The 16,117-nt window shown below is 72.4% G+C and carries 15 protein-coding genes; 6 read left to right on the top strand and 9 right to left on the bottom strand.

The annotated features are described in order from the left end of the window. Nucleotides 1–113: 113 nt before the first annotated feature. Complete coding sequence (locus OHU74_RS08290; RefSeq protein WP_371615284.1) at nucleotides 114–986, bottom strand: winged helix-turn-helix transcriptional regulator; 873 nt, start codon at nucleotides 984–986, stop codon at nucleotides 114–116. A gap of 83 nt (nucleotides 987–1,069) precedes the next feature. Between OHU74_RS08290 and OHU74_RS08285 the strand changes: the two genes are divergently transcribed. Continuing rightward, nucleotides 1,070–2,395 carry an MFS transporter gene (locus OHU74_RS08285; RefSeq protein ID WP_371619614.1) on the top strand — a complete coding sequence of 442 codons (1,326 nt, stop codon included), beginning with the start codon at nucleotides 1,070–1,072 and terminating at the stop codon, nucleotides 2,393–2,395. A 9-nt stretch (nucleotides 2,396–2,404) separates the two neighbouring features. Then, nucleotides 2,405–3,385 carry a 2,3,4,5-tetrahydropyridine-2,6-dicarboxylate N-succinyltransferase gene (gene dapD, locus OHU74_RS08280; RefSeq protein WP_330295766.1) on the top strand — a complete coding sequence of 327 codons (981 nt, stop codon included), beginning with the start codon at nucleotides 2,405–2,407 and terminating at the stop codon, nucleotides 3,383–3,385. Between the two features lie 73 nt (nucleotides 3,386–3,458). On the opposite strand, the gene OHU74_RS08275 is transcribed toward dapD, so the two are convergent. The 4 genes from OHU74_RS08275 to OHU74_RS08260 all read right to left on the bottom strand — a co-directional run bounded on the left by OHU74_RS08275 (nucleotide 3,459) and on the right by OHU74_RS08260 (nucleotide 7,003). Further along, nucleotides 3,459–4,025 (bottom strand): RICIN domain-containing protein, encoded by a 567-nt coding sequence (locus OHU74_RS08275; protein ID WP_371615283.1) that lies wholly within the window; start codon nucleotides 4,023–4,025, stop codon nucleotides 3,459–3,461. Nucleotides 4,026–4,263: 238 nt separating this feature from the next. Then, on the bottom strand, nucleotides 4,264–4,518 hold the full coding sequence (locus OHU74_RS08270; RefSeq protein ID WP_371615282.1) for a hypothetical protein: 255 nt from the start codon (nucleotides 4,516–4,518) through the stop codon (nucleotides 4,264–4,266). Between the two features lie 131 nt (nucleotides 4,519–4,649). Further along, nucleotides 4,650–5,099 (bottom strand): N-acetyltransferase family protein, encoded by a 450-nt coding sequence (locus tag OHU74_RS08265; protein WP_371615281.1) that lies wholly within the window; start codon nucleotides 5,097–5,099, stop codon nucleotides 4,650–4,652. A gap of 59 nt (nucleotides 5,100–5,158) precedes the next feature. Next, the gene (locus tag OHU74_RS08260; RefSeq protein WP_371619613.1) at nucleotides 5,159–7,003 is read right to left on the bottom strand and encodes an endonuclease/exonuclease/phosphatase family protein; all 1,845 of its coding nucleotides are present in this window, start codon (nucleotides 7,001–7,003) and stop codon (nucleotides 5,159–5,161) included. 274 nt (nucleotides 7,004–7,277) lie between these two features. Here OHU74_RS08260 and OHU74_RS08255 point away from each other — a divergent pair, with 274 nt between their 5' ends. Both OHU74_RS08255 and OHU74_RS08250 read left to right on the top strand, forming a co-directional pair. After that, complete coding sequence (locus OHU74_RS08255; RefSeq protein ID WP_371615280.1) at nucleotides 7,278–8,807, top strand: hypothetical protein; 1,530 nt, start codon at nucleotides 7,278–7,280, stop codon at nucleotides 8,805–8,807. A 163-nt stretch (nucleotides 8,808–8,970) separates the two neighbouring features. Continuing rightward, on the top strand, nucleotides 8,971–10,416 hold the full coding sequence (locus OHU74_RS08250) for an alkaline phosphatase PhoX (protein WP_371615279.1): 1,446 nt from the start codon (nucleotides 8,971–8,973) through the stop codon (nucleotides 10,414–10,416). Nucleotides 10,417–10,544: 128 nt separating this feature from the next. Here the strand turns inward: OHU74_RS08250 and OHU74_RS08245 are convergent, their stop codons facing one another. From OHU74_RS08245 to OHU74_RS08230, 4 genes are all read right to left on the bottom strand, one after another. Further along, nucleotides 10,545–10,715, bottom strand: a complete 171-nt coding sequence (locus OHU74_RS08245; RefSeq protein ID WP_330295761.1) for a hypothetical protein — start codon at nucleotides 10,713–10,715, stop codon at nucleotides 10,545–10,547. A gap of 112 nt (nucleotides 10,716–10,827) precedes the next feature. Continuing rightward, on the bottom strand, nucleotides 10,828–12,063 hold the full coding sequence (locus tag OHU74_RS08240; RefSeq protein WP_371615278.1) for a TerD family protein: 1,236 nt from the start codon (nucleotides 12,061–12,063) through the stop codon (nucleotides 10,828–10,830). Between the two features lie 105 nt (nucleotides 12,064–12,168). Then, entirely contained in the window at nucleotides 12,169–12,390 is a 222-nt protein-coding gene (locus OHU74_RS08235; RefSeq protein ID WP_371615277.1) for a hypothetical protein, read from the bottom strand. A gap of 61 nt (nucleotides 12,391–12,451) precedes the next feature. After that, nucleotides 12,452–13,984: an aldehyde dehydrogenase (NADP(+)) gene (locus OHU74_RS08230; protein ID WP_371615276.1), complete on the bottom strand. Its 1,533-nt coding sequence runs from the start codon at nucleotides 13,982–13,984 to the stop codon at nucleotides 12,452–12,454. 169 nt (nucleotides 13,985–14,153) lie between these two features. Between OHU74_RS08230 and OHU74_RS08225 the strand changes: the two genes are divergently transcribed. Both OHU74_RS08225 and OHU74_RS08220 read left to right on the top strand, forming a co-directional pair. Continuing rightward, a complete protein-coding gene (locus OHU74_RS08225; protein WP_371615275.1) occupies nucleotides 14,154–14,936 on the top strand; it encodes an IclR family transcriptional regulator in 783 nt (260 codons plus the stop codon). 157 nt (nucleotides 14,937–15,093) lie between these two features. Further along, a complete protein-coding gene (locus tag OHU74_RS08220) occupies nucleotides 15,094–16,113 on the top strand; it encodes a hypothetical protein (RefSeq protein WP_371615274.1) in 1,020 nt (339 codons plus the stop codon). Nucleotides 16,114–16,117: the final 4 nt, after the last annotated feature.

The raw sequence follows: 16,117 nt of genomic DNA, 5'->3' as shown, positions 1-16,117 counted from the left end.
ATCGCCGGCGAGGCTGGATGTATTCAGCCCGTCCGGCGTTTGAGGACCGGGTCCGGGCAGAGCCCGGGGAACGGTGGAAGGGCGGGTAGGGGACGGCCCCGCGCAGCGGCCGGCTACCCGGCGCGGACCGCCGCCAGCGCCGCGGCCACGCTCGCTTCGATGTCCTGGATCGGGTAGATCGCCTCGCGGACCGTCCGGTCCCGGTCCACGACCAGCGTCAGCCGCTTCAGCCGGCTGGCACCCCCCGCCCGGAACGTCGGCAACCGCAACGCCGCCACCAGCCCGAGCTCCGCGTCCGAGAGCAGCGGGAAGCGCAGCCCCTCGGCCTCCGCGAACTCCCGCTGCTCGTCCGGCCGCTGCGTCGACACCCCGTGCACCGTCGCACCCGCCCCGGTGAACTCCGCGAGCTGGTCCCGGTAGGTGCACGACTCCAGGGTGCATCCCCGGGCGCCGGGGATCCCGCCCCACCCCGGGGGGTAGGCGTCGGCTCGTGCGAACGCGCCCGGGAAGCAGTACAGGACGGTGAACGGGGTGTCCGCCACCGGATCGCGGAGCTCGCCGAAGCGGTCCGGCAGCAGCAGCTCCGGCAGTCGGGTGCCGCGCAGCGCGTGGACCCGCGCCGCCTCCCGCGAGGCCTCTTGCGTGGTGGCCGTCATCTCTCCCTCTCCCAGGATCCAGGTGTCTCCCCAGTCCTGGAGGGCGACCAGGACCGGCAGTAGCGCACGCCCGCGCGGGGACAGCCGGTACTCGTGCCGAACGGGGCGCTCCTGGTACGGCTCGCGGGTCAGTACCCCCGCCTCGACCAGCAGTTTCAGCCGCTCCGTCAGCACCTTCCGGGACATGCCCAGCTCGCGCTGGAACTCGTCGAACCGGGAGACGCCGCGTGCGGCGTCCCGAACGATCAGCAGCGTCCACCAGTCGCCCACGACGTCGAGGGCCTGGGCGATGGAGCAGTCCGCGTCGTCGAGCTGCGTGCGCTGGGCCATGGCACTCCTTTGTCCGTTGACCCGAGGCTGCCATGCTGACATGGTTAGTTCCCAAAGGGAACTCACTCGGGGGCGGAACTGTGCTGCGAAGTTTCAAGGGCGTACCGAGGGCGGTCTGGCTGCTTTCGGCGGGTGGGTTCGTCAACGCCGTGTCCAGCTTCACCTTCATCTTCGTCTTCGTGTACCTGACCGGCCCGCGCGGACTCGGCATCGCCGAGGCGGGTCTGATCACCGGCGTCGGCGGAATCGGCGTGGTGGCGGGCAACTTCACCGGCGGCTGGTACGGAGACCGCTACGGCCACCGCCGGGTGCTGCTCACCGCTTCGGTCCTCGGCGGCGGCGCCCTCACGGTCCTGCCGCTGCTGCCCACGCCCACCCTGTACGCCGCCCTGCCGCTGGCCCAGTACGCACTGGGCACCGTCCGCGCCGCCAACTCGGCACTGGTCGCGGTCATCGTCCCCGAGGGGGCCCGCCGCCAGGCCTTCGCCGTCGTCCGCTGCGCCGCCAACGGCGGCTTCACCCTCGGACCGCCGCTCGGCGCGCTGATCGCGACCGGCCTCTCCTACGACTGGCTCTTCCTCGTCGACGGAGTGGGCACCCTGTGCTTCGCCCTGTGGACCGCCCGCGTCGTTCCGGCGCGCGGCGCCGCACACACCCGCTCCGCGGCCCCGGACGGGGGTCTGGGCCGCGGAGTGTGGGGCGAACTGAGGGCCCGGCCCGCCGTCCTGGTACTGCTCGGCGCGATCCTGGTCGTCGACGTCGTCTACCGCCAGCAGTACACGACCTTCCCGGTCTTCCTCGCCGACCACGGCCTCGACACCAGCGCCTACGGGCTGATCATCGCCCTCAACGGCGCCGTCATCCTGGTCCTGGAACTGCCGACCGCCGTGGCCCTGCGCGCCCGCCCGCCGTTGCGCGTCATCGGCGCCGGACTGGTCCTCGTCGGCGCGGGGTACGCGGTGCTGCTGCTCGGGAGCGGGGTCACGGCCGCCGTCGCGATGATGGTGCTGCTGAGCCTCGGCGAGATCCTCTACAAGACCACCGCGACCGCCTACATCGCCGACGAGGCGCCCGCGCATGCCATCGGCCGCTTCCAGAGCCTGTACGCCGGGGTGTCGGCCAGCGGCGTCGTCCTCGGCGCGCCGCTCGGCGGAGCGCTGTACTCCGCGGCGCCCGGACTGCTGTGGCCGGTGTGCGCGGTGCTGGCGGCGGGGGCGGGGGTCGCGGTCCTGCGGATGTCGGCGCGCCCCGTCCGGGAACCGGCCCAGGACCCGGCCCAGGACCTGGCTCTGCGCCCGGCCCTGCACCCGGCCCCGGACCCGGCCCTGCACCCGGCCCCGGACCCGGCGCGACACGCGGTGCGCCCGGCACATGAGACCGGTTCGCAACCGCGGGCCGTCGCCGGTTAGGTTTCGGACATGACTGCTACGCGTACCACCGGCGCCGTCGCCGCCGGACTTGCCACCATCACCGCCGACGGCACCGTCCTCGACACCTGGTTCCCCGCCCCCCAGCTGGTCGCCGAGCCCGGCCCGGCCGGCACCGAGCGCCTCACCGCCGAACAGGCCGTGGAGCTGCTCGGAGCCACCGCGCCGAAGGCGATCCGCCAGGACGCGGTCCGCGGCGTCGAGGTCGTAGCCGTCCGCACCGTGATCTCCTCCCTCGAGGACAAGCCGCTGGACGCGCACGACGCGTACCTGCGCCTGCACCTGCTCAGCCACCGCCTGGTCAAGCCGCACGGCCAGAACCTGGACGGCGTCTTCGGCCTGCTGGCCAACGTCGCGTGGACCTCGCTGGGCCCGGTCGCGATCGACCAGGTCGAGACGGTCCGCCTGAACGCCCGCGCCGAGGGCCTGCACCTCCAGGTCACCTCGATCGACAAGTTCCCGCGGATGACGGACTACGTCGCCCCCAAGGGCGTGCGCATCGCCGACGCGGACCGGGTCCGCCTGGGCGCGCACCTCGCCGAGGGCACCACCGTCATGCACGAGGGCTTCGTCAACTTCAACGCCGGCACCCTGGGCACCTCCATGGTCGAGGGCCGTATCTCCGCGGGCGTCGTGGTCGGCGACGGCTCCGACATCGGCGGCGGCGCGTCCACGATGGGCACCCTGTCGGGCGGCGGCAAGCAGATCATCTCGATCGGCGAGCGCACCCTGATCGGCGCCGAGGCGGGCGTGGGCATCGCGCTGGGCGACGAATGCGTCGTCGAGGCCGGCCTCTACGTCACCGCGGGCACCCGCGTCACCCTGCCGGACGGCCAGATCGTCAAGGCCCTGGAGCTCTCGGGCGCCAACAACATCCTCTTCCGCCGCAACTCGGTCACCGGCGCCGTCGAGGCCCGCCCGTACAAGGCGGCCTGGGGCGGCCTGAACGAGGTCCTCCACAGCCACAACTGACGCCCCGTCGCATTGCGCTGAGCGCCTTCCCCCGGTTGGGGAGGGCGCTCAGTCGTTCGCCGGGCCCGACGACTCACTCCGCCAGCCGCAGGAACCAGCGGCGCGAGGGGTGGGTGTCGCAGTCGAACTGGACGAGCGGGTGGTTGTTGTTGGTGGTGGATCCACCGGCGACGGTGGCGCACTTGCCGGTCTGCACGTTCACGATTTGGAAGGAAGTGCCGTCGCCGTTGGTGATGTTCCAGCGGCGTGAGGGGTGGGTGTCGCAGTCGAACTGGACGAGCGGGTGGTTGTTGTTGGTGGTGGATCCACCGGCGACGGTGGCGCACTTGCCGGTCTGCACGTTCACGATCTGGAAGGAGCTGCCGTCGCCGTTGGTGATGTTCCAGCGGCGTGAGGGGTGGGTGTCGCAGTCGAACTGGACGAGCGGGTGGTTGTTGGCGGTGGTGGACCCGCCGGCGACGGTGGCGCACTTGCCGGTCTGCACGTTCACGATCTGGAACGTGCCTTCCGTGATCCGTGCCGCCGTGATGTCGCGGGTTGCCGGCTGCGCCACCGTGGGGGCGGGCAGCAGCATGAGCCCTCCGGCCGCGAAGACCGACGAAGCCGCCAGGAGACGGCGTACACGAGTCTTTTTGCGCATGAGAGTGCTCCTCTCGTGGTTCTGCGAGGGAGATCGAAAAAGCGCCGCGGCCGGGGCCACCCCGCCGGCCGATGATCATGGTGCGGCCACTTCTCCCACTATCGGCGCCTGCGACCGGCCCCGCAACCGAGGGCGCGACATCCCCGCGTGGGCGCTCAAACCTGCCGGACGTGCGAAAACGCCCTCCCCACCCGAGCGGGGGAGGGCGTTTTCGCGCGTCCTGTGCGGGACGGGCGGGTCAGCGCAGGGGGATCGTGCGGACCAGGCCGGCGAAGGCCTGCTGCTCCGCCTCGGTCAGTTCCACCGACTCCAGCGGGTGCGCGGAGGTGCCGCGCTGGGCCGGGATGACCGAGAGGCCTTCGGAGGCGCCTGGCTGGGGGTGGTGGAAGCGGCTGTCCCACAGCATGTGGCCCAGGCCGATGACCCAGACGAGAGCTGCCACGAGCAGGACGGCGATGCCGATTTCCTGGGCGAGGGAGATGGAGGGGAACACGCGGTCCTCCAAAAGGAGTGCGGTACAAGATCGGGCGTGGAGACACTCAACACCAGAACCGCCCGAATGGGTAGAGATGTGCTGAGCGTCACGCCAGGGCCAAAGGTCCCTATGTCGCCCCGCGGGCGGCCCTAGGCCAGCGGGAGCTTGAAGCCCTCGTGGCTCCGGGCGAAGCCCAGCCGTTCGTAGAAGCGGTGGGCTGCGGTGCGGTGCTTGTTGCTGGTCAGCTGCATCAGGCCGCAGCCGCGCTCGCGGGCCCGGTCGGCCGCCCGTTCCATCAGCTCGGCCCCCAGGCCCCGGCCCCGCCGGTCCGCGCGGATCCGTACCGCCTCCACGAGCGCCCGCTCCCGCCCGCCCTGGCCGAGGCCCGGGATGTACGTGAGCTGCAGGCAGCCCAGGACGGTGCCGTCCTCCACCAGGACCAGCAGCTCGTTGCGCGCGTCCGCTTCGATGGCGGCGTAGGCCCGCTCGTGGGCCTCCGTGACCTCGCAGGCTCCCGGGGAGGCCTCCGCGTCGTCGGACTGGGCCAGCAGGGCGAGTACGGCGGGCAGGTCCTGGCGCGTCGCGGTGCGGAAGATCATGTCCCGAGTGTGCCAAAGGGGCCGGGCGGCGGTGCTGCCCGGCCCCCGCGCACCACCCGCTACGGGCGGAAGCGCACGACCTGCGGGTCGTGGTCGCTGTTCTGGGCGGAGAACTCCGCGTTGATGTGGACGCTGTCGTAACTGAAGTGCTTGATCGCCGGGCTCGTCAGGATCTGGTCCAGCACCTGCGCGTTGCCCTGGTAGACGTAGGAGTACCGCTCGGCCTTCGGCAGGGACTTGACCGCCGAGTACAGCGCCCCGCCGTCCTCCAGCGCCTTCGTCGTGCCCGAGAACTCGAAGTCGTTGATGTCGCCGACCGCGAGGACCACGGCCTTCTTGTCGACCGCCAGGAGGCTCTTGACGAAGCCGTTCACCGCCTGCGCCTGGAGCAGCCGCTTGGCCTCGGAGGAACGGACCGGAGGCTGGTGCGAGGAGGTCAGCCCCTCGTCGCCGCCCTTCGAGGCGAAGTGGTTGGCGATCACGAAGACCGTCTTGCCGCGGAAGACGAACTCGCCGGCCAGCGGCTTGCGGCTGTCCACCCACGCCGGGTTCGCCGGGTCGATGCGGCCGGGCGAGTGGGTCAGGGCGGCCTTGCCCTTCTCCGTCTTCGTCGCGGCGGTCGCCGTCACCGAGTCGCCCGGGGCGCGCTCGGTGAAGGAGACCCGCGCCGGGTTGAAGAGGAACACCTGGCGGATGTTGCCGCCGGGCTCGCCGCCGTCCTTGTTGTTCTCCGGGTTGACGTAGCGCCACTGGTACGCCGGGCCGCCCGCGGCCGCGATCGCCGTCGTGAACTTCGTCAGGGTGGCCTCGGCCGAGACGGTGCCGTCGTTCTTGGCGCCGTTGTCGTCCTGGATCTCCTCCAGGGCCACGATGTCGGGGGAGGCCAGGTTCTCGACCACGGCCTTGGCCAGGTTGTCGAACTTGGTCTGCGGGTCGCTCGGGTCGAGGTTCTCGACGTTGTACGTGGCCACCGCGAGCTCGGTCTTGGCCTGCGCCTTGGTCTTCTCGGGGGCGAGGGTGCCCGCCGTGACCGTGCCGAGGGTGCGGGCCACCAGGGTGTAGCCGCCGAACTGGTTGAAGTCCAGCGGGCCTTCGGTGGTGCCGACCAGCTTGTCGCCCACGTTGGCCACCGGGAACGGCTGCTGCGCGAGGGGCGCGAGCTGCTGGATCTGGAGGCGGCCGGTGTTCTGGGACTCGTAGGAACCGTAGAGCGTGCCGCCGCGCTTGGCGTTGTTCTCCCGGCCCTTCACCGTGACCCACAGCTCCGAGTACGGGTCGGTGGCGCCGACCACGCGGGAGGTGCCGATCTTGACGTTCATGCCCTCCAGCGACTCGTAGTAGTCCAGGGCGTAGCGCGAGGGGTCCAGGGTCAGGCCGTTGATGCTGCCGCCGGCGGCCGGGTCGCCGGCCGGGGCGTACTGGCACGGGACCGAGTGCTCGTCGACGACGGTGGCCTCGGGCAGGGCGTTGCCCGAAGAGACCACGGTCACCGTCGGCTTGGCGATCTGGGTGACCGACTGGTTGCCGGAGGAGACGCCGCCGGGGATGTACTCGCCGACCGTGCCGTTGACCTTGACGGCGTCGCCGAGGGCGACGGTCGGGGCCGAGCTGGTGAAGACGAAGATGCCTTCGCTGGTGGCGTCGTTGTCGTCGGCCTTCGGGTCCTGGATCCAGAAGCCCTTCGAACCGTACGTACGGACGCCCGTGACTATGCCCTCGACATCGGTGACCTGCTTGCCGGCGAGCGGGGACGTCCGGGTGGTGCCCTGGATGTCGTGGATGCGTATCGGATCGGCGGACGCGGCGCCTTCGGCCGCGTCGGCGGTCCCCGCCAGGAGGCCGGTGGCCAGAGCGGAGGCGACGAGGGCCGCGACGGCGGCGGAACGGGGATGCGAGGAGCGCATGGGCAGGAACTCCGGTGTGAGGAGGGAGGAGGAGATATCTACGCGCGTCAATTTCCTTCTTGGTCAGCAAAGTTGTCAAGCCCTCCAGGGAATACGGCGCCTGACTGTGGGATGAACCAAAGGGGATGACCCGCCGGGCGCGCCCGAAATGCGTCTACGCTGGGGCGCCGTACGACCCGAACCAGCAGCACCAGCCGAGCCGCTCGAACCACCTGAGCCGCTCGAACCACCCGAACCAGCAGAGCCACCCGTGCCCGCGAGGAGAACCGCCCCCATGTCCGCAGACTCGCACCCCACGCTGCCGCCGGTACGGCTGCTCCCCGACGCGGAACTGGCCCGGGACGCCCTAGGCGCCCCGCTGTTCGCCCGCGCCGTACGCCTCGCCCGCTGGGCCGGACCGGACACCCGTGTGGACATCGGTGGCGAACTCGTCGCCGCGCAGCTGCCCGAGGCCGTCGCAGTGCTCGGCCTCGACGCCGCCGACGAGGACTCCACCGCGTACGCGAGCCAGGCCTGGCGGGTGGCGGTCGACACCGGCCTGGTCGACGTCACCGAGCCGGAGGAGGACGGCCCCGCCGCCGGGGAACCGGGCGGGGAGCAGGCGGAGTTCGGTACGGCCGTGCCCGGCGAGGACCTGGCGCTGGTGACCGGCGGAGCCCCCGGCGACGTGCTCGACCTGTGGCTGGCCGCCCTGGACACCGTCCTGGCCGACGCGGCGGTGCCCGCACTGGACGACCTGGTGGACGCACTCGACGCGGGCGGTGAGATCGACTTCGACCAGCTCGACTGGAACCCGCGCCGCGAGGCCGACTTCCTCGACGGGGTCCTCGCCAACCTCTACCTCCTGTCCGTCGCCGAGGGAGGTGCGGCCGACGCCCCGGTACCGCTGCCGGTGCTGGCCGCCTCGATGGTGGTGCCGCACGACATGGGCGATCCGACCGACGCCGTGCTGGAGCAGGTCTCGGACGCGATGATGCGCCTCGACGACCAGTTCCGGCAGCTGGAGCCGATCGGGCTGGTGGAGTTCCGCCCCGTCGACGAGGACCTGATGGCGGAGGCCGACGACGAGGAGCTCGCCGCGGGCGCGGCCCATGCGGGCACGGGCGCGGGCCGTGGTCAGGTGACCGAGGACGAGGACGTCTCCCGCTACGGGATGGTCCGCCTGACCCCGCTCGGCCTGTACGGGATCCGCGCCCGCATGCTGGAGGCCGGAGTCGAGGCCCCGGCCGTCGGCGAACTGTCCGACAAGGGCGCCGACGTACTGCTCGACGCGGTCTCCCACTACTCCGAGGGCGCCGCCCAGGCCGAGATCGACGAATGGCTGGCCGGGCGCCCCGTGCTCCCCGCCGCCGAGGAACTGCTCGCCGGGGCCCGCGGCGCCGACGAGGGCGGACCGCTGCGCCGGCTGCGCTGCCAGCAGGCCCTCGCCCGGACGGGCGCGCAGGCCGAGCCCGCGGTCCGCGCGGTGCTGGACGATCCGGAGCTCGGCGGGCTCGCCCGGGTCTGGCTGGCCGAGCGCGGGGCGGCCGGCGTACCGGCTCCGGGCGAGGAGATGGTGTTCTGGCTGACCATCGACACGATCGCGGCGCAGCTCGCGGCCGACGGCGGGGACCAGACCTCGGAACTGTCGCTCCTCATCGAGTCGCTGACCGCGCACCACACCGGATTCTTCGACCAGGCGTGGCGGGTGGAGCACCCCGCGACGGCCCCCGTGCTGGAGGCGATGGGGCGGCTGCACCCGGACAAGAAGGCGGCGAAGGAGGCCCGGAAGGCCGCGTTCAAGGCCCGGTCCCGCAACGCGTGAGGCGCCGGTAACAAGCCGTTCCCGAAGAGGAGTCGGCCATCACGGCCACCGGGAAGGGGTCGGTTCGTTTTCCCGGGTAGTTCAGTCGGCGTTCACGTGCGGGCGGGAGCGTGTGCGCCGACGACCGTACGACAGCGCAGCCCTCCCCACCCCTGGAGACCCGATGCCGCTCAGCCGTAGAGACTTCACCGCCCGCACCGTCCTCGCCGGTGCGGGAGTCGCACTCACGGGGACGGTCGGCGCACTCGCCACCGCCCCCGGGGCGCTGGCCGCCGACGACGGCGCCCTGGCCGACGGGCACGGACACGGCCACGGGCACGGCCCCGGATACGGCCCGCTCCTCCCCGACCCGGCCGGAATCCTGGCCCTCCCGGCCGGATTCACCTACCGGGTGATCACCCACAGCGGGGTCACGAAGCTGGACTCCGGCGAGATCACCCCGTCCAACCACGACGGAACCGCCGCCTTCGAGGGACACCGGGGAGTCACCCTCCTCGTCAACAACCACGAGCTGAAGGGCCCGCGCGCGAACTGGGCGCACCCCGTCCCGCTCACCGAGGGCCTGGTCTACGACCCGGCCGCGGCCGGCGGCTGCACGGTCGTCGAGGTCCGCCGCGGAGGCGAGGTCGCCGAATGGGTGGGCGTCGCCGGTACCTCGACCAACTGCGCGGGCGGCTCGACCCCCTGGGACACCTGGCTGACCTGCGAGGAGACCGAGGACCTGGCCGGTAAGAACGGGATGACCAAGGACCACGGCTACGTGTTCGAGGTGGACCCCAACGACCGCCGCGCCAACCGCGACCCGAAGCCCGTCAAGGCCTTCGGCCGGTACGCGCACGAGGCCGTGGTCATCGACCCGAGGCAGGGCCACGCCTACCTGACCGAGGACGCCTCCGGCCCCAACGGGCTGCTCTACCGCTGGACCCCGCCGAGCGGTTTCCGCCACGGGCGCGGCCGGCTCCGTACGCTCGCCGACGACGCCGGGGTGCTGGCCGCGGCCAAGTGCTTCGACAGCGCCGGGCGGTTCGTCGACGACCTCTCGCGGGCGACGCAGATCGGCACCACCTACGGGGTCGACTGGGTGCCGGTCGTGGACCGTGACGCGCGTACCACTCCGGTGCGCAAGCAGTTCGGGGAATCGGCCGTGACCCGTGCGCGCAAGCTGGAGGGCATGTGGTGGGCCGACGGCGGGGCGTACTTCGTCTCCTCCTACGCCCGCTCGGAGAGCCCCGGCGCCGCGCACGACGGCCAGGTGTGGTTCTACGACGCGAAGCGGCGCACCATGCGGCTGCTGGTCCTGCTCGGGGTGAACGCCGACCCGGCGGCGGACGGCTCCCTCGACGGACCCGACAACATCACGGTCTCCCCGTACGGCGGCCTGATCATCGCGGAGGACGGCTCTGGCCTGCAGCACCTCTTCGGCGCGACGGAGTCGGGGCGCACGTACCCGCTGGCCCGCAACGAGATGAACATGGGGACGCCCGAGGCGCCGGAGTACTCGGAGTTCACGGGCGTCTGCTTCTCACCGGACGAGCGGACCCTGTTCGCGAACATCCAGGACCCGGGGATCATGCTGGCCATCACCGGCCCGTGGCGGCGTACGCGCTGATCCGGCTGATCATGCGGGCGCGGGGAACCTCGCCCGCATGAAGAGAGAGAGCCGCCGGGCCCAGGGGCCCGGCGGCTCTCTTTTTCGCGTGCGCTCTTCGTATTTTCTTCGTACCGGTGGATGTCGAGCTAGAAGCAGTCTTCGGCGCGGCTGGCCGCGGCCCATTCCTCAAGGAGGAACTCATACGCCTCGGAGGGCCACTCGCCGTCCACCCGGCTCTCGACAAGGTGCCGGATCGCGTCGTTCGCCTCGGAGGCGGACGGGCGCGCGGGACCCGCGGGCTGGAGTGTCTGGTGCATGGGTTCAAGGCTACGGGCGGGCACTGACAGCCACCTCCGCTTTAAGGGTGGAATCGATCACCTGGAGCGCCACGGAACGCAGCGCGGTCGCTCCATGTGCCCGCCCACCTGCTCAGAGTGCCTGCGCGGCCGGTTTGACCATGCCCCGCACTGTGCGCGACTTCACAAACTCGCCCATGGCCGTCATCTCCCATTCGCCGGAGAACTGCTTGATCAGCTTCGCCATCATGACCCCGGTCTGCGGCTCGGCACCGGTGAGGTCGAAGCGGACCAGCTCCTCGCCGGTCGCGGCGTCGATCAGGCGGCAGTAGGCCTTGGCGACCTCGGTGAACTTCTGGCCGGAGAAGGAGTTGACCGTGAAGACCAGCCCCGTCGTGTCGGCGGGGAGCCGTCCGAGGTCCACGACGATCACCTCGTCGTCGCCCGCGCCCTCGCCGGTGAGGTTGTCACCGGAGTGCTTGACGGAGCCGCCGAGGATGGACAGCTTGCCGAAGTAGCAGCTGTCGATGTGGTTGCGCTGCGGGCCGTACGCGATGACGGAGGCGTCGAGGTCGATGTCGCGGCCGCCGAACGCGGGCTCCCAGCCGAGGCCCATCTTGACCTGGGAGAGCAGCGGGCGGCCGTTCTTGACGAGGGAGACCGTCTGGTTCTTCTGGAGGCTGACCCGGCCCTTGTCGAGGTTGACCTTCCCGGCCCCGGGGGCGGGCGCGGGTGCGGCCACGGGGGCCGGGGGCGCTGCCGCGGGGGTCGCGGCGCCGAGCCAGGGGGAGGGCGGGTACGCGGCCGGAGCGGGGGGAGCCGGGGGGGTCGGGGGCATGGGCGGGGCCACCGGCGCGGCGGCCGCCGGAGCCGGCTCGTCCTCCACCGAGACCCCGAAGTCGGTCGCGATGCCGGCGAGGCCGTTCGCGTAACCCTGGCCGACCGCGCGGACCTTCCACACGCCGCCGCGCTGGTACACCTCGACGACCACCAGGGCGGTCTCGGTGCCGAGCTGCGGCGGGGTGAAGGTGGCGATCACCGCTCCGCTCGCCGCGTCCCGCACGGTGGCGGTGGGCTCGATGCCCTGGAAGGTCTGTCCGGCCGCGTCCGGACTGGCGGTGATCACGATCCGCTCGATCCCCGGCGGCACCGAACCGGTGTCCACGGTGATCGAGTCCGGTGTCGTACCGCCGCCGGACCGGTACGCGACACCGGGGCCGGCCGGCTGGTTGAAGAAGATGAAATCGGCGTCGGAACGCACCTTGCCGTCGGCGGCGAGGAGCAGCCCGGACACGTCGAGCCGCACCGGGGCAGCCACGTCGACCGTCACGCGGACGGTGTTGAGCGGCAGGTTGGAACCAGGGGTCATAGCGGTCATGCCGGGAGAACGACCGGGGTCCCTTTGCCGTTCCCTTACTCTCCGGCGAGATTTCGCCGGGTCCCGTGGCCGGTCGACCACGGTTGAGGCCGGTTCTCAGCCCCGGTTCCTGGGGTGGTTCTTGGCCGTCCGCTCGTTCCCGAACTTGTACGCGCCGGTCCAGCGGGCCATCACCAGCTGCGCGTCACCGGCTTCGACCTCGGCGAGGAACTTGTCGGCCCGGCTGCCCCGCAGGGTGGTCGCGGACCGGCCCTGGTGGGTGATGGCGACCGTGTGGTCGCCCAGCTGTTCGTACGAGAATCCGTGTGGTCTGGGCATGGGGCGCAGCCTGCCGCCCCCGGGCCGGGGGCGGCAACGCATTAAGCGGGGCGGCTGCGCACTAAGCCGGCAGGTCGCCCGTGACCCGGCGCGGCAGCCCCAGTGGGTTGGCCTCCCGCAGCTCCGGAGGGAGCAGGGCGTCCGGCACCGACTGGTAGGCCACCGGCCGCAGCCAGCGTTCGATGGCGGTGCCGCCGACCGAGGTGGAGTGGGAGGTCGCCGCCGGGTAGGGGCCGCCGTGGTGCTGGGCGGGGGCCACCGCGACACCGGTCGGCCAGCCGTTGACCACGATCCGCCCGGCCAGCGCGGTGGCCCGGGCGATCAGCTCCGCCGCGGGTCCCGGGCCGCCGGCCGCCTCGGCCGCCGACAGCTGGAGGGTCGCGGTGAGGTTCCCCGGGAGCCGCCCGAGCAGGGCGCGGGCCTCGCCCTGGTCCGCGTACCGGACGAGCACGGTGACGGGGCCGAAGCACTCCTCCAGGAGCACCTCGTAGGGCCTGCCCTCCAGCAGGGTCCGCGCCGGCAGGCTCAGGTAGCCCGCGCCGACGGTGTGCTCGCCGCCGGAGCCGGGGGCGACGGGGGCCTCGACCCCGGGCAGCGCGGCGCGCTCGCGGACCCCGGCGATGAAGTTCTCCCGCATCCGGTGGTCGAGCAGGACCCCGGGACCGCTCTCGCCGAGCGACTTGCCGAGCGCCCCGGCGAGCCGGTCGCCGTCCGCGCCCTCGGGTACGAGGACCAGGCCGGGCTTGACGCAGAACTGGCCGACTCCGAGGGTGACCGAGCCCGCCAGCCCGGCGCCGATCTCCTCGGCGCGCTCGGCGGCGGCCGCCGGGGTGACCACGACGGGGTTCAGGGAGCCCAGTTCCCCGTGGAAGGGGATCGGCACGGGCCGCGCGGCGGCCGCGTCGAACAGGGCCCGCCCGCCCCGGATGGAACCGGTGAACCCGGCGGCGGTGACCAGCGGGTGCCGGATCAGCTCCAGGCCGGCGTCGAACCCGTGCACCACGGCGACCACTTCGGGCGGCAGCCCGGCGGCGACGGCCGCCCGGCGCAGCAGCGAGGCGCACAGTTCGGAGGTGGCCGGGTGGTCGGGGTGCGCCTTGACCACGACCGGGCAGCCCGCGGCCAGCGCGCTGGCGGTGTCCCCGCCGGGGACGGAGAAGGCGAGCGGGAAGTTCGAGGCGGCGTACACCGCGACCACGCCCAGCGGCACCTTGTAGCGGCGCAGCTCCGGGCGGGGCGGGGCGGTGGTGGGGTCGGCGCGGTCGATGCGGATGTCGAGGTGGGAGCCCTCGTCCACGGCGTCGGCGAAGGCGCGGAGCTGGCCGGTGGTGCGGGCGAGCTCGCCGGTGAGCCGTCCGGGGCCGAGCGCGGTCTCGGCGTCGGCGGCCCGGACGACCTGCTCGGCGGCCCCGTCGAGGAGGTCGGCGGCGGCGCGCAGGAAGGCGGCGCGGGCGACGGCGTCGCCGAGCGCGCCGCGGGCCGCGTGGGCCGCGCGCACGGCTCCGTCCACCTCCTGGGGTGTGGCCTCCGCCGCAACCTGCTCGCGCTGCTTCCCGGTGCGGGGGTCCACACTCCAGACTGGTGTTGCTGCCATGGCGAACTGCCTCCTGGATCTACGCTGACCCGTGCGGATGCGTTCAGTATTCTGAACGCTGTTCCGGTGGATGAATGATCACATCCATCGTGGACTCTATTTCCGCGCCTTCCGGGTTGACAAGACGAGAGCCGGAGCCAGGCACAGCGACAGAGGGGCACGAAGGCGAATGACGACAGCTGAGTCGGGGGGCTCGGGCGCGCCGGCGGCCGTCAAGTCGGCGGTACGCACGGTCCAGTTGCTGGAACACTTCGCGGCGCGACCGGGGCTCCACAGCCTGGCCGACATCCAAAGCGACCTCTCCCTGCCCAAATCCAGCCTCTACATGCTGCTGCGCACCCTGGTGAACCTGGGCTGGGTGGAGACGGACGCGACGGGAACGCGGTACGGCATCGGCGTACGGGCGCTGCTCGTCGGCAGCTCGTACATCGACGGGGACGAGGTCGTCGCGGCGGCCAGGCCGACGCTGGACCGGCTCTCCGACGATACGACGGAGACCATCCACCTGGCCCGGATGGACGGGACGAGCGTGGTCTACCTCGCGACCCGCCAGTCCCAGCACTATCTGCGGCCCTTCACCCGCGTCGGCCGGCGGCTGCCCGTGCACTCGACGGCGCTCGGCAAGGCGCTGCTGGCCACGCACACCGACGAAGAGGTACGCGGACTCCTGCCGCGGCGGCTGGAACCGGTCACCGAGCACACCATCACCGACCGGGACCGGCTCATCGACGAGCTGGCCCTGGTGCGGGAGCAGGGGTACGCGGTGGACCGGGAGGAGAACACCCTCGGACTGCGCTGCTTCGGGGTGGCCGTGCCCTACCGGACGCCGGCCCGCGACGCGGTGAGCTGCTCGGTACCGGTGGCGCGGCTGACGCCGGGGCACGAACAGGTCATCAAGGGGGCGCTGTTCGAGGCGAGGGACCGGCTGTCGGTGGTGACGCGGCGGATGTAGCGGCTCTGAGGGCCCTGCGGGCGGATGCGGGCGGATGTGTGGGCACGCGCGGGCTCGCAGGTGGTGCGGTGGAGGGGGTGGTTCCTCCCCCGGGCGAGGGAGACGGTTCCCCTTCACGGGGGAGGTGGCGGGGGCCTGGACACGGGACCGTTGAGTCATGACCACACGAGCCGTCCCCACGAAGCGACCGCAGGGTCCGCCGCTTGACGAAGCCCGGCCGCCGGCCACCCGGCCGGCCACCCGGCTGGGCTCCGGGCGGAGGTTCCTGCGGGCGGCCGCCATCGCCGCCACCGTGCCCTATCTGACGCTGAAGACCGCCTGGCTGGCCGGGAGCCACATCGGGATACCGGACGGCAGCGTGCTCCTGGAGCCGGGCAGCGCGTTCTTCACCGCGCTCAACGGCCTGTCCTTGGTCATGGACTCCAGCGTGGTCCTGCTGGTCCTCGTGCTCACCCGGCCCTGGGGGATGCGCGTCCCGTCCTGGCTGCTCGTCCTCCCCGTCTTCATCGCCACCGGACTGCTGACACCGATCGTCCTCGGCTTCCCCGGCCAACTCCTCCTGCGCGCCATGGGGCTGGGGCCGGACGAGGCCGCGCGAGCGGTCGAGGCGCCCTTCCTCGAACCGTGGGTCTTCAACCTCGTCTACCCCGGCTTCATCATCCAGGCCATGGCCCTGGCCGGGCTGTTCGTCCCCTATGCGCGAGAGCGCTGGGGGCGGCGCTGGCAGGGAGTCCTCGGAGCGCGGCTCCCGTCACCCACGGGGGTGGTGGCGGGAGCCGCGGCGGCGGTGGCCGCGGTGGTGGCGGCGACCCACCTGTACTGGGCCTTCGGCGGCACGGCCGGGCACGATCCGGCCCAGATCGCGCAGTACTCCTCCGATACGGCCGTGGTCTCCGCCGTCCACGCGATATGTGCGCTGACCGCCGCGGCGGGGGCGCTGATGCTCGCCAAGGGCGGGGACCGGCGGGCGTGGTGGCCGCTGGCCGTGGCGTGGACCGGCTCGGCGGCGACCTCGTGCTGGGGGATGTGGATGATGGTCGCGGTGGCGGGCGGGGACCCCGGTCCGGGCGAAGAGACGACCGCCGCGACCTACCTGATCTACGCTGGCCAGATGATCATCGGACTGCTCGCGGTCACCGTCATGGCGCGCTTCCTCGCCACGCGCCGAGCGGCCTGAGGGA

The sequence above is a fragment of the Streptomyces sp. NBC_00454 genome (genome assembly GCF_041434015.1).
Lineage (GTDB): Bacteria > Actinomycetota > Actinomycetes > Streptomycetales > Streptomycetaceae > Streptomyces.
This window is presented reverse-complemented; position numbering and strand designations above follow the sequence as displayed.